A 13,121-nucleotide genomic window follows, 5' to 3' on the forward strand; every position below is an offset into this window, starting at 1 on the left:
CATGGGACAATCTATTTCCTTCATAGGATGCACTATACTTGCGATGAAAGGATGTTCTCTGTGATTACATACAAATTTCTGAAGGTGCAGGATGTCGTCTCGGAGTACGTCGATGACGTAGAAGAAGAGGTTGCTAACAATCGAATTAATGCGTATTTTTCAAAAAGATCCAAGGCTGTTCTTTCTGTTGAAAAAGTAAATGGCGCGTACCATTTGAGGAGTGGTTTTAAGTTTTTTGATGCATTAAAGAAAGTAAAAATGGATCAGTTCGTTCCTTTCGTCCTCGTTTCTCGAGACCTTATCGATCCCTCTGAACGATTATTAGCTATTTTAAAGCGCGGGATGATTTCAGAATCTACGTGCTGGCGCTTCAAATATGAGTTGATCCAAAAACTGCTACATGACTTTCACATGAATGTAGATGAAATCGCAGCGAGAATCGATGTATCCGTCGAAGCCATTGAACGGTATGACTTAGATGCTGACATCCCAGACTTCTATAAGGAGAAAGCAATAGCTTTAGGAAAAACAGAGCTTGTCAATTCTATTCATCGTTCCCTTCTAATACCAGAAGGCTATAAATCGGAATATTATAAGCTAGCATTAGAAGGAAAATTAACTACTCGTCAGCTTTATATAGCAGCAAGCTATTACAATATGAGCTATTATCATTTATACAATTCGGGAATTGCCGCTTATTAAAGCAAAAGAGTAGTTAATCCATGGATTAACTACTCTCAACCGTTAAGGGTACTTATAACTATTCAATCTGAGGCAATACCTTTTCTTCTTTCACCATTTCAGATTGACAGAGTGGACAGCTCGGCTCTGCTTCGAAAGAGAAGGATTCTCGCATCCACCCTGAGCAAGAGTCGCTCGTACAAGACCAAATTGTCGTTTCTACTTCTGGGACAGGTTCTTTTTTGTTATTAAAATACGCCATACTTATAAGTCCCCTTTCTTCTTTATATACCTATTATACCCCAAACCAACTCAACTTAGTGGGTTCTGGCTGAAAAAGTTCCCTTACTACATAGTTTATTGGCTAATAAAACGATGTATACGTAAAAAATTCCGCTTAGGGACAGCAGAATTTTTTAGGTTAACCCACTTTTTTATTAATACGTTTTATTAATCGATCAAAAATAAAATATTGAACAAATGCAACCAGACTACCACTGATTAACAGAAAAACTGGTGTCATATACGTTAGAGCAACAGAACCAACTAATATTCCAATTAATAATATGGTTTGTGGCAAATGACTAAGAGCAAACAACAATGCTCTTTTTATTGTCTGCAGTATGGATAAATCAAAGTGAACCAATATAAAGAAAATAAACACTGTCGTAAACAAAAACACAAAACCAAATAGGAATAAACCAATTAGAAGCATCGATTCCCCAATGAAATCATAATTCAGAATGATTACCGTATCTACATATAGAACAGCAAAAAGGAATAACCAGACTAACCCAATGAAAAAGCTTTTCTTAAAATTTGATTTAAAAAAGATAAAAAACTGTTGAAAGGTACCAGCTTCCATCCCAGATGCTAACCATTTTCGGACAACTGCATACATCGCTGTCGTTGCTGGAAAAATCGTTACTATTGGGATGCAGCATATAATCCACAAAATATTTAAAATCAGGAAATTACTAAAAATGTCTAATACTTTAAAGAACCCATTTTCCGACTTAAACATGCCAGCACCTACCAACTTTGTGATCAATGATTGAATGAAAAGGCCAACTAAGGCTTCAACTGCACCTTACAGGCTTGGTCTTGCTACATTTTCTTTCACACTCGATATACATGTGTTACGGATTACTAGTTCTGGATCTACTAGAATGGAATTTGGTTCGGCATGTTCATTTATCATGTCATGCAGCATGTAGGCAGCCAATTTCCCCATCTTTTCTTTATCTTGTTTTACCGTTGATAAAGGGGGGTCACTATAACGACATGCTTCTACATCATCACATCCGATTATTTTAATATCCTCGGGTACAGAATATCCACGTTCTTTTGCTGCCTTTAGTGCGCCAAGTGCCATCATATCCGAAGCAGCGAAAACCCCTTTAGGAATAGAACCTCCATCTAGAATATGATTCATCGCTTCATACCCTGAACCTTCAAAGTAATCTCCATACTGAATCCAGTTGTCTTGAACGGTCATCCCTAGCTGACGAACGGTATCCAAAAATCCTTCCTTACGAATGTTAGATATTACAGAATCTGATGGTCCTCCTATGAAAGCAACTTCCTTTACCGAATGCAAATAATAGTGTTCCACTACTTTCGAGGAAACCTTTCTATTATCCGTTGTTACATAGCTAGACCTAGGTCCTGTTAATTCAATATCCACACCAACACAAGGTATAGAGCTTTTATCTAACTCATAAATAGCTGATTCGATATTGTCCCCAGCAATGATGATACAACCATCTAACTGGAAGTGCTTACAGCGTGCCATATAGTCTTCTTTCCCTTTACTAAAATTACTATTAGAAAATACTAAAATATCATAGCCTAATTTTCCAATTGCATTTTTAAAGGAATTGATAACTTCATTGAAAAACGGATGGTTAAATTCTACGTGAATTTCTCCGGCATAAATCAAGCCAATTAAATTAGACTTTTTCGTCGCCAATGCTTTTGCTGAAAAGCTTGGCTGATAGCCTGTTTCTTCAATAATCTTTAACACTTTCTCTTTCGTTCTAGGACCAATACTCCCGGTTTGATTTATAATCTTGGAAACAGTCCCAGGTGAAACTCCTGCCATTTTTGCGATATCTTTTATTGTTAACTTCATTGGAATCCCTCTGTTTCATTAATCCGGGTGAAACAGTGACTGTTTCACAACTTACCGGTCATTTGAGCCTAGCTTTTTCTAGTCCTTCTATTATAACAAGAATTTTGTAATGAACAAATCTATCAGTGGGAGGAATATCCCACTGATGTTGTTCTCGTTAACTCTTAACTGCTCCTTCTGTTAAGCTTTGGATAAAGAGTCGGTTTAGCAGTAAAAAGACAATAACAAGTGGTACCGTGGCCCAAAATGTTCCAGAAAGAATCATTCCATTATCTTTTACATAGTTGTCAATTAACCCACGCAACGCAATTTGGATTGTATACGTGCTCTCATCTCTTAACACAACAAGTGGCCATAAGAAGTCATTCCACATATACATGAATTTGATAATCGCTAGTGTTGCAAAAGCTGGAATAATAACTGGAACAGCAATATTCCAATACACACGGAAGTTGGAGCAACCATCGATTTTAGCAGCATCCACAAGCTCATCTGGTACATTACTACTGATATATTGGCGCATCCAGAAAATACCGAAAGCATCGATTAATCCTGGAACGATAACCGCTTTGAGGTCATTTAGCCAATCTAATTTTGTAATGATGATATATTGTGGAATCAAGCCTAATTGTGGCGGAATCATCATGGTCACTAGAATAGCTACAAACAATATGTTTTTTCCTTTAAAATGAAATTTCGCAAATGCGAAACCCGCTAAGGAACAAAGGAATAAAACCCCGATAGTCGTTATTGTCGAAACGATTAAGGAGTTTCCAATAGCCCCGAAAAAGTCAATGGTGTTTAGTACGTTTTGGAAATTGGTCACTAACTGACTACCTGGTATCATAGCCGGTGGTACACTATTGATCGCACTGTTTTCGTTGGTCGCCATTACGAACATCCAATAGAAAGGGAATATAGATAAGAGGGATGCAACAGCGAGCAACAGATATATGACAGTTTTTGAAAGCATATTTCCTTTTTTAAGTGATTTACTACTCATTTTGCATTACCTCCTTATTTCCCAATTCGATTGGCAACGAATACGTTAATCGCTGACAACACGATAATAATAAAGAATAAAATAATCGCAGCTGCCGATGCTGGACCGTATGCAAGGTTTACAAAGGCTTCTCGATATAAGTAAAGAACGACTGTTAGCCCTTCTTCACGGTAGGATCTACCAATGTACACTAGTGGTTCTGTGAACAATTGAAGAGCCCCAATGGTTGATGTGAAGACCGTTAGAATAATGATTGGGCGTAGCATAGGAATCGTGATGTATTGGATTTTTTGTCTAGTAGTAGCACCGTCAATCTTGGCCGCTTCATACAATTCGTTCGGAATGGCTTGTAAACCAGCTAAATAGATGATTGTGTTGTAACCAAGCCATCTCCAGAACACCATCGTGGAAATCGCTATTTTCACGCCCCACTCTGTCGTGCTCCAGCTTACTGGATCCACTCCAAACCAACTTAAAATAACATTAATTAGTCCGAAGTCTTGATCATTAAACATAATGCCGAATACAATTGCTACTGCCACAGTAGATGTTACATATGGCATAAAAATAGAAACTCGGAAAATACTCTTAAGCTTTACTAATGCAGAATTCAATGCGTATGCGAGGATAATCCCAATAATCAACTGCGGGATTGTCCCCATTACCCACATGATTAACGTATTAGATAAAGATTTCCAGAAAAGTGGATCTGTTATAATCCACTCAAAGTTTTGTAGACCTACATACTCCATTTCCCCTAATCCATTCCACTTTTGGAAACCTAAATAAAAACTAAATAACATTGGGAAGAGTCCGAAAATCGCGAATAGGATAAAAAATGGTGAGACATACAAATATCCAGCGATTGCTTCTTTTGTACTTTCCCTGAAGGATGATTTTCGTTTTTTTAGAGGCTTTTGGGATGAAGTTTGCGGTTGTATTTGTGCCACTGTCATTCTCTCCTTCCATGGATTTCAAGCGGTCATGGAATATCCATAGACCGCTTGATAATCATCATCCTTACTGTCTTTCTAATTGTTCGTTAATACGGTCCATCGCAGCATCCCACTCAGCTTGTGGGTCAGCACCTTCCACTGCTACGTTTGTTAAGGCCGTAACTATCTCTGTATTTACAATCGCGTAGTTAACACCCATGTAGATAGGCTTAACATTTTGAGCTGCTTCTGCAAAGATTTTCGCAGTTGGAGCTCCGCTGAAATATTCATCCGTAGTTGCTAGGAATTCTTCGTTTTCATACACATCTGGTGTAGAAGGGAACAATCCCGCAATTTCAAACGCTTCTAATTGTTGTTCTGGCGCAGTTAACCAAGAAATAAAGTCATATGCTTCTTCTGGATGCTCAGATTCTTTCGGAATCGTTAGGAATGATCCACCCCAGTTTCCAGCACCTTCGGGAATCTTAGTTACATCCCATAATCCACTAGCATCTGGAGCATTTGAACGAACGTTATTTACCATCCAACCAGGAGCACCAGGCATTGCAGCATAGCTTCCTTCTGCCATTGCAGTACCCCACTCAGGAGTCCACAATGTGTTTTGGCCAATCAAACCTTCTTCAATCATTTTAGTAGTGTAGTCATATGCTTCTTTTACTGTATCTTCTACAATTAACTCTTCATCCTCGTTAAAGTATTGTTGTTCTTGTTGGTCACGAATTGCGTTAAAAACCATTTCCGGAGCATCGGAGATTGGCTTGCCTGTTTTTTCTTTAATTGTTTTAGCTGCTTCATAGAAAGCTTCCCATGAATCAATTTCCGCTGCTAGTTCTTCACGATCTGTTGGAAGACCCGCAGCTTCCATTACATCTGTACGATAGAACATTGTAGTAGGACCAATATCTGTTGGGAACCCAATTTGGAAAGATCCATCAACGCTTTGAGCTTGTTGCCATTTCCAGTCAAGGAAGTTACCAGAAAGCTCTTCCGCACCATAATCATTTAAGTTATAAAAGCGATCTTGTGCTTGCATGAATTTTGCAATTTGACTTACTTCAATCATCGCGATATCAGGAGCACCGCTACCTGCTGAGATTGCCGTAAATAGGTTGTTATGAACATCGTTCATTTCACCTTCGTTGAACTTTATTTTCACGTTTGGATTTTCTTTTTCATATTCCTCAATTAACTTTTCATACCCAGTGCTTCCGAATACTAGAAATTCTAATTCTACTTTCCCTCCATCAGAACCACCGTCTTCTCCTTCTGCTTTATCGTTACTACAAGCAACAAGAGCAAGAATGAGAACAAATAAACCCATCATAGAAAGCCACTTTTTCATTTGATTAACCCCCATTTTTTCATTTTAAATACTACTAATGGAACAAACAACTTGTTTAAGTAATCGCTTTCTTACTTTAGATCTTTTCACCCCCAGCTAGTAATCTAAAAATCTAAAAGCGAAAGCAAGGATATTTAAACGGCTCTACAGGAAACCGTTTTCCTTATTTAGTTTAAAAATGTCGATTACTCTTGGGTGTTTTTCTTTTGTAATCGCTTTCTTTTAGATTATATTCTCTAAATCTGGGAAAATCAATACTATTTTCACATTTTTTTGCAAAAACAAAGAAATCGGTTTCTTCAATCATTTTAATAAGTATGAAAATGCCCTATACTACAAGCTTTTTCTCAATTCACTAATCTTTTAGGTTCATAGGTTAAAAAATGTTGTAATGCTCCGAGCATACCTGCATCATTTTGATGCTTACAAGGCTCAATCGGTACACAAAGGTGATTCCACCAAGGTAATTTCTCTAAATGGCGTTTGATATCCTCTAACAACTCAGGTCTGGCGCTTACGCCTCCACCAATGAGAATCTTTTGTGGATTCAAGGTTGCCACTAAATTAAAGATGCCAAAACTAATACTTTCGTACCACTTTTCCAATATTTCATAGAGTTTTTCATCTGTTTTTGCTTCTTCAAAGATTACGTATCCTTCTACGTCCGTTTCTTGTGACAGCCCTTTATATTCCTTATAAATTTTTATAAGACTTCCAGTAGCTGCATTATCATGCATAATTTCTTGTCCCGGAGAATCTCCTCTTGTGACCATAAATCCGAATTCCCCGCCACGGAAGCTATGGCCATGAACCATCTGTCCATTTAAGTAGATGCCACCGCCAATTCCAGTTCCAATTGTAAAACAGATAAAACTATCACAATCAACAGCATTACCACTTAATTTCTCAGCAAGAGCTACACAGTTTCCATCGTTTTCAATTGCCACTGGCACTTCCACTAACTCTTCCAGTAACTCCTTTAAATTCTTTCCATGCAAGGCATGAATGGCACCAGCATGTTCGGTGAAACCGGTTTCCACATTAACAAAGCCTGGTAAGCTAACGGCAATTCCACTAATTCTGTGATTCAATTGATAGTTTTGAATCACTTTCAACATATCACTTAGAAACTCTTTTAAATCGTCAATGTTGGTATTGTACTTGTCTTTCGTTACGATTGTTCCATCGCTTAACAAGACAGAGTGCTTAACTTTTGTTCCACCTACGTCAAACGCAACATACTTTTCCATGCTATCCCTCATTTCAAGTTTATCCTCATATGTTAGATTGTCCCTGAAATAAAACGTACCTCCCTTCCATTCATAAAATGATTCTGTAAAACGGAGAAGTTTGACCAAAGTATAATGCTAAGTTGTAAGCGTTGTCAATATAGTTTTCTGGATGTGAATTTTCATCCAAGGAGATGCCCTCCCCCTCAGTAGAAAGGAGGGTTCGTCATAAGGTGGAGAAAAATTCGTCTAAAGTTTGATTGAATTTTTCTGTTTCTTCTAAGAATAGTAAATGGCTACTATTCTCAAACGCTATCAACCTAGATCCTGGAATTCGCTGTTGAATGTATCTTCCCGCATCAACTGGAAAAAAGCCTGCACTTCCAAAACAAATAAGTGTTGGAACCGTTACATTTCCTAGCGTATCCCGATAATCTACGACAGTCTGATTAAAGACAATTGTACTTTCAATTGATGCTGGTAATTTATTCATTTCCGCTAAAATCCAGTCATACTCCTCTGAGCTGGGCTCCTCTTTAAACATTCCATAAATAAATTCACTATTAAAGCCATGTTGATCTTCTTGTATGAATTGCATAACCCCTTTTATGGCATCAAAATCAAAGGCACCAAACTCCCATCCCGGCCAAATATAATCGGACGGAGACTGATCTACAATGGTTGTTGCTTTAATATTTTCTGTACCAAATTGATTCACGTAATCCCATATAACGAATGCCCCCATCGACCATCCAACAAGAATGACATCTTTTAGGTTAAGCTCCTCTATAAAAGCTTTTACATCCCGAGCATATTGCGCAACCGTATGTCCATGCTCCACCTTATTAGACTGTCCATGTCCTCTTAAATCCAAAGTCAGCATTCTATACTTTTCTTTAAAATATGGAACTTGTTTATGAAAAAATTTGCTGCTCATCATCACTCCGTGAATAAATAATACAGGCTGTCCTTTTCCATGATCCTCGTAGTATAGCTTTGTGTTATCAGATAGGGTAATATATGCCAATTTGTTCATCTCCTTATTTGTGAATTGATATGGTTTAGTTACGATCGGCGAACTTGGTCACTCCAATCGCCCCCAACTATTCCACATCTATACCAACAACTTATTCATTCTCAAAAGAATACATTCAAAAAAGAAAAGATAAGGACAGAACGTCCTTACCTTTTCGAATCATGATTGTGCGAGCGATTGTCTTGGGATGATGGGCTCTCTTGCGCCAGTAGCAATTCCTTGAGTACTAGCTGTTAATTGGACGACACTTATTACTAATTCTTGGAGTCTACTACGAATTCCTTCGTCTACTAGCTGCTTGTTTTCAAAGTGCTCGTTATGCGCATAAACATTTCCAGGTACGACGTGGGCCTTGAAGTATCCCGCTAAAGGCTTTAACTGGTGCTCGATTGCTAGATAGTGGTGATAGGTTCCTCCTGTTGCAACAAATCCGACTACCTTACCTCTTAAACTATCGTTTGGGATGACATCAAATACATTTTTCAAGACACCACTTATCGATCCACGGTAAATGGGAGAACCGAACAAGAGTGCATCTGCATCTACAATTTGATCGATTACTTTCTTAGTATCTCCTTCATACGCTGCTGGGTCCCTTCCATCACAAAATTGAATCTCATAATCTCTTAAATTAATTAATTCAGTTTGAATTGTCTCGTCATAGTTTCCAGCAAATTTTAAGGCTTCCGCTAATGTAATATATGTTTTGGAAAGTGGAGTTAAACTTCCTGATAAGCCTACTAGCTTCATACTGTGACACCTTGTTCTGCGAGCTCTTCTTCTTTCTTTTTCACAAGAGGAATGACTTGTTCACCAAACCTTTGCAGATCTTCTTCATAGTGGAAATGTCCGGTTAGGATGATTTCGATTCCGAGTTTCTTCAGTTCAATGATCCGATTGGCAACTTGTTCTGGTGTCCCAATTAATCCCGTTTTGAACCCATCATTATACTGAACGAGATCCTCAAACGTAGATTCCGCCCACATGCCTTGTTTTTCTCTCGTAGATTGGCCGGCTTCTTTTACAGCTTCTTTAAATCCGTGCACGGCTTCTTCATCAGCGTTTGAAACGATATCACGAAGGAGCTGAACCGCTTCTTCCTCCGTATCGCGAACGATTGCAAATCCATTCGCAGCAAATTTCACTTCTCTTCCTTGAGCGGATGCCAATGTCCGAACTTCATTAATTTGCTTTTTAAATCCCTCCAGTGTATTTCCGTTCATGAAATAATAATCAGAAGCACGTGCAGCCATTTCCTTCGCGGCTTTCGAGTTTCCGCCTTGGAAAATCGGAATTTCTGAGACTGGTTTCGGCTTTAATGGAGCCTCATTAATGCGATAGAAATCTCCCTTAAAGGTTGTCGTTTCTTCGGTGAATAAAGAACGAAGAACTTGGATGAATTCTTCTGACCTTCGATAACGCTCGTCGTGCTCCAGCCACGGTTCTCCATAGCCAATAAATTCTTGCTTGAACCAGCCACTTACAATATTTACAGCAGCTCTTCCATTACTAATTTGGTCTAGAGTAGATAACATTTTGGCGTAAACTCCCGGATGCCATAACCCAGGGTGCACAGCTGAAATTAGTTTTAACTTACTTGTTACTGCTGCGAGGGCAGAGCCTAGTGTGATGGCTTCCAATTGATTCTCTGCTCCGTAGCTTGCAAAAAATCGTGTTTGTAATAGCGCAAAGTCATAACCTGATTCTTCTGCAATTTTTGCATAACGTTTATTCGATTCAAAATCCCAACCCGTTCGTTGAGGTAGCTTGGATACAACTAATCCTCCACTAACATTCGGTACCCAATAAGCAAATTGTAAGTTTCCCATATTTCACGTTCCTCTCCTTTTTACTCGTTAGACGAACGACCTATATGGTATATTAGATTCATATAGGGATACGCCTGATTACATCACATTGCGTTTATCTCTGTTGAGGAAGAGGTGTTGCCGCACCTCTTTTTTTATTGCCTTACTTTTTTCATCACCTCCAAATTGAATAAAAAAATCCTTCGCTCAAGAAAGAGAGAAGGATTCCGTAATCATCATAAACATACTGAACCGAATCTTCTCATCTTTGGAAGCAGGCTTCCTCTGAAATTGGCACCGGGCAAGTTATCTTGCTGGTTGCCGAGGCTTCTTAGGGTCAGTCCCTCCACCTCTCTGGATAAGAAAATATTCTGAAATATTAAATTATTTTCAATCAGTATAACATCCAAGCTGTACGAGGGCAATACATTTTATTTCTTCTCTACCGCATGACCGCCAAACTCATGTCGAAGAGCAGCCACTACTTTTCCTGTAAACGTATCGTTTTCTTGGGAACGATAACGCATCATTAAAGATAAAGCAATTACTGGTGTAGGTACTTCAAAATCTAACGCAGATTCCACTGTCCATTTTCCTTCACCTGAAGAATGCATCACCCCACGGATATCATCCAGATGGGCATCTTTTTTAAATGCTTCTTGCATCAGTTCCATCAACCAACCACGAATAACAGATCCATGATTCCAAACACGTGCGACTTCCTCATAGTTATATTCAAACGGGCTTTTCTCTAGAACTTCAAACCCTTCTCCAATTGCGGCCATCATTCCATATTCAATTCCGTTATGAACCATTTTTAGAAAATGTCCGCTTCCGCCTTTACCTGTGTAAAGGTACCCATTATCTACTGCAAGCTCTCTAAAAACAGGCTCTAATGGTTGAAAAACTTCTTTGTCTCCACCAATCATAAAGCAAGCACCATTTCTAGCACCGGAAACACCACCACTTGTACCGACATCTAGCATATGGATCCCTTTTTCTTTTAATAGACTTATATGCTCTAACGTTTGCTTGTAATTCGTATTCCCTGCATCGATGACCACATCCTCGGGACTCAATTTTTCAGCCAACTCTTTAAGAACATTTGTTGTCACGTCACCTGCTGGAACCATAACCCAAACAACTTTTGGAGATGGGAGCTGAGAGAGCATAGAATCGACCGTCACAGAAGCGTCTCCTCCTTCTGTTTTAAAGCGTTCCACAGCCTGTTCATTAATATCATAGGCATGCACTTCATGTCCTTTATCTATCAAATGTAACCCGATTTGATAGCCCATTTTTCCTAAACCTATCAATCCTATTTTCATTGTTGATTCCTCCTCCATGTTATATCAGCTAGAAGCTCAAAATCTGGTGTCAGTTTTTCTCCTATGTTACGGAACAACGATTTATATGCTTCATATATAGTTGCTTCCTCGGTGTGTGGCTCTAAACGTTTCGTTATACTCACAAGCGGAACAATTTCCTCTAATGCTTCTATTTCACCTAGCGCTTTTAAAACTAGAGTAGCAGCACCGAAGCAAGCACTTTGGTGACTTTCTGGAAAAGATATTGGAGTATGAAAAATATCGGCCATCATTTGGCACCATACATTTGATCTTGCAAACCCACCATTTGCTCTTATTTCTTTTGGTGAAATTCCTACTTCCTCCATCGTTTTAACCACTGTATTTAGCTGAAACAATACACCTTCTAACACGCTTCGAATCATATGCTTTCTTCCATGACCTAACGTTAAACCAAAGAAAACACCTTTGGACTTTGAATTCCATTGCGGGGCTCGCTCTCCTAGTAAATAAGGTAAAAACAGTAAGCCTTCTGCCCCTGCTGGAACCGATTTAGCTTCATTTATTAACCATTCATAAGGTTCCATGCTTTCTTCCTGAGAAAGCTTCTTTGCCTCCGGAAATAAAGAATCACGCAGCCATTGCAGGGCAATGCCCCCATTATTTGTCGGACCACCAACGACCCACTTGTCTTCTGTTAACGCATAGCAAAACAACCTTCCCTGAGGATCCGTAATCGGCTGATCTACTATCGTTCGAACCGCACCACTAGTTCCGATTGAACAAGCGATAACGCCTGGTTGAATGGCGCCGACTCCAAGATTAGCTAACACACCATCACTCGCTCCAATAACAAATGGTATCTCTTCTAACAAGCCGATTTCTTTTGCCACTTCTGGATTTATTCCCGATAAAATACTAGTTGTTGAAATCGGCTTGGAGAGCTGCTCTCTTGTGATGCTTGCAGCTTGTAGGGCCATATCGTCCCAATCTAAGTTTCGCAAGTTAAATAAGCCTGTAGCAGAAGCGATAGAATAATCAACGACATATTGTCCAAAAAGACGAAAGATCACATATTCTTTTATAGAAACCCATTTATGTACAGCTTGTTTTAGCTCCGGCTCATGCGTATTAAACCAGATCAGTTTACTCAATGGGGACATCGGGTGAAGTGGAGTTCCTGTTCGAAGATATACATCATGTCCCTTTCCATTTGCCTTAAGGTCCTCCACCTCTTGAGCAGACCGCTGATCCGCCCACGTTATCACGTTGGTTAATGGTCGACCGTTCGCATCCAACCCTAGCAAACTATGCATAGCAGAACTTAGTCCAACTCCAATAATTCTCCCACCGTAATTTGTCACCTTCCGAAAAATTTCCGATAAGGTGAAAAGGACTGCTCTCATTATTTCCTCTGGGTCTTGCTCTTTTTTTGTAGGGTCTGGGGAATACAAAGGATATTCTTTTTCAGCTTCAAACATGAGAATGCCGTCTGGTGTATAGGCTACTGTTTTAGTACTTGTGGTACCTATATCCACCCCAAATACAATTTTCGAATCCATGAAAACCCTCCCCGTTTAACACTAGTTTTTATGAAATATTTTTTCTATAATAGTTATTATACA

The 13,121-nt window shown here is 39.0% G+C and carries 13 protein-coding genes and 1 riboswitch; of the genes, 1 reads left to right on the forward strand and 12 read right to left on the reverse strand.

Annotated elements, in window-relative coordinates:
- Nucleotides 1-60 precede the first annotated feature (60 nt).
- On the forward strand, nucleotides 61-702 hold the full coding sequence (locus FN924_RS14610) for a hypothetical protein (protein ID WP_143895717.1): 642 nt from the start codon (nucleotides 61-63) through the stop codon (nucleotides 700-702).
- 58 nt (nucleotides 703-760) lie between these two features.
- Here the strand turns inward: FN924_RS14610 and FN924_RS14615 are convergent, their stop codons facing one another.
- The 12 genes from FN924_RS14615 to FN924_RS14670 form a co-directional block, all read right to left on the reverse strand.
- Nucleotides 761-943: a cold-shock protein gene (locus tag FN924_RS14615; RefSeq protein ID WP_143895719.1), complete on the reverse strand. Its 183-nt coding sequence runs from the start codon at nucleotides 941-943 to the stop codon at nucleotides 761-763.
- 159 nt (nucleotides 944-1,102) lie between these two features.
- A complete protein-coding gene (locus tag FN924_RS14620; protein WP_143895721.1) occupies nucleotides 1,103-1,705 on the reverse strand; it encodes a YesL family protein in 603 nt (200 codons plus the stop codon).
- A 66-nt stretch (nucleotides 1,706-1,771) separates the two neighbouring features.
- The gene (locus FN924_RS14625) at nucleotides 1,772-2,815 is read right to left on the reverse strand and encodes a LacI family DNA-binding transcriptional regulator (RefSeq protein WP_143895724.1); all 1,044 of its coding nucleotides are present in this window, start codon (nucleotides 2,813-2,815) and stop codon (nucleotides 1,772-1,774) included.
- A gap of 157 nt (nucleotides 2,816-2,972) precedes the next feature.
- Complete coding sequence (locus tag FN924_RS14630) at nucleotides 2,973-3,788, reverse strand: carbohydrate ABC transporter permease (RefSeq protein ID WP_407692022.1); 816 nt, start codon at nucleotides 3,786-3,788, stop codon at nucleotides 2,973-2,975.
- A 44-nt stretch (nucleotides 3,789-3,832) separates the two neighbouring features.
- On the reverse strand, nucleotides 3,833-4,774 hold the full coding sequence (locus FN924_RS14635) for a carbohydrate ABC transporter permease (protein WP_143895728.1): 942 nt from the start codon (nucleotides 4,772-4,774) through the stop codon (nucleotides 3,833-3,835).
- A 64-nt stretch (nucleotides 4,775-4,838) separates the two neighbouring features.
- Entirely contained in the window at nucleotides 4,839-6,116 is a 1,278-nt protein-coding gene (locus FN924_RS14640) for an ABC transporter substrate-binding protein (protein ID WP_143895730.1), read from the reverse strand.
- A 347-nt stretch (nucleotides 6,117-6,463) separates the two neighbouring features.
- A complete protein-coding gene (locus tag FN924_RS14645) occupies nucleotides 6,464-7,366 on the reverse strand; it encodes an ROK family protein (protein ID WP_143895732.1) in 903 nt (300 codons plus the stop codon).
- A gap of 205 nt (nucleotides 7,367-7,571) precedes the next feature.
- Entirely contained in the window at nucleotides 7,572-8,372 is an 801-nt protein-coding gene (locus FN924_RS14650) for an alpha/beta fold hydrolase (RefSeq protein WP_143895734.1), read from the reverse strand.
- A gap of 168 nt (nucleotides 8,373-8,540) precedes the next feature.
- The gene (locus tag FN924_RS14655; RefSeq protein ID WP_143895736.1) at nucleotides 8,541-9,131 is read right to left on the reverse strand and encodes an NADPH-dependent FMN reductase; all 591 of its coding nucleotides are present in this window, start codon (nucleotides 9,129-9,131) and stop codon (nucleotides 8,541-8,543) included.
- Nucleotides 9,128-10,210, reverse strand: coding sequence for a dimethylsulfone monooxygenase SfnG (gene sfnG / locus FN924_RS14660; protein WP_143895738.1), 1,083 nt, complete (start codon nucleotides 10,208-10,210; stop codon nucleotides 9,128-9,130). The genes FN924_RS14655 and sfnG overlap by 4 nt, the downstream gene beginning before the upstream one ends.
- A 238-nt stretch (nucleotides 10,211-10,448) precedes the next feature.
- A riboswitch (SAM riboswitch) is annotated at nucleotides 10,449-10,554 on the reverse strand.
- Between the two features lie 66 nt (nucleotides 10,555-10,620).
- The gene (gene gnd / locus FN924_RS14665; RefSeq protein WP_143895740.1) at nucleotides 10,621-11,517 is read right to left on the reverse strand and encodes a phosphogluconate dehydrogenase (NAD(+)-dependent, decarboxylating); all 897 of its coding nucleotides are present in this window, start codon (nucleotides 11,515-11,517) and stop codon (nucleotides 10,621-10,623) included.
- A complete protein-coding gene (locus FN924_RS14670; RefSeq protein ID WP_143895742.1) occupies nucleotides 11,514-13,058 on the reverse strand; it encodes a gluconokinase in 1,545 nt (514 codons plus the stop codon). Before FN924_RS14670 ends, gnd begins: the two co-directional genes overlap by 4 nt.
- Nucleotides 13,059-13,121 lie beyond the last annotated feature (63 nt).

The organism is Radiobacillus deserti, from assembly GCF_007301515.1.
Classification (GTDB): domain Bacteria; phylum Bacillota; class Bacilli; order Bacillales; family Amphibacillaceae; genus Radiobacillus; species Radiobacillus deserti.

Excerpts from the sequence above, each read along its gene's own strand:
- FN924_RS14630 (WP_407692022.1), bottom strand. The coding sequence starts at position 3,788 with ATGCTTTCAAAAACTGTCATATATCTGTTGCTCGCTGTTGCATCCCTC.
- FN924_RS14670 (WP_143895742.1), bottom strand. The coding sequence starts at position 13,058 with ATGGATTCGAAAATTGTATTTGGGGTGGATATAGGTACCACAAGTACT.
- sfnG (WP_143895738.1), bottom strand. The coding sequence starts at position 10,210 with ATGGGAAACTTACAATTTGCTTATTGGGTACCGAATGTTAGTGGAGGA.
- FN924_RS14615 (WP_143895719.1), bottom strand. The coding sequence starts at position 943 with ATGGCGTATTTTAATAACAAAAAAGAACCTGTCCCAGAAGTAGAAACG.
- gnd (WP_143895740.1), bottom strand. The coding sequence starts at position 11,517 with ATGAAAATAGGATTGATAGGTTTAGGAAAAATGGGCTATCAAATCGGG.
- FN924_RS14655 (WP_143895736.1), bottom strand. The coding sequence starts at position 9,131 with ATGAAGCTAGTAGGCTTATCAGGAAGTTTAACTCCACTTTCCAAAACA.
- FN924_RS14645 (WP_143895732.1), bottom strand. The coding sequence starts at position 7,366 with ATGGAAAAGTATGTTGCGTTTGACGTAGGTGGAACAAAAGTTAAGCAC.
- FN924_RS14620 (WP_143895721.1), bottom strand. The coding sequence starts at position 1,705 with ATGTTTAAGTCGGAAAATGGGTTCTTTAAAGTATTAGACATTTTTAGT.
- FN924_RS14625 (WP_143895724.1), bottom strand. The coding sequence starts at position 2,815 with ATGAAGTTAACAATAAAAGATATCGCAAAAATGGCAGGAGTTTCACCT.
- FN924_RS14635 (WP_143895728.1), bottom strand. The coding sequence starts at position 4,774 with ATGACAGTGGCACAAATACAACCGCAAACTTCATCCCAAAAGCCTCTA.
- FN924_RS14640 (WP_143895730.1), bottom strand. The coding sequence starts at position 6,116 with ATGAAAAAGTGGCTTTCTATGATGGGTTTATTTGTTCTCATTCTTGCT.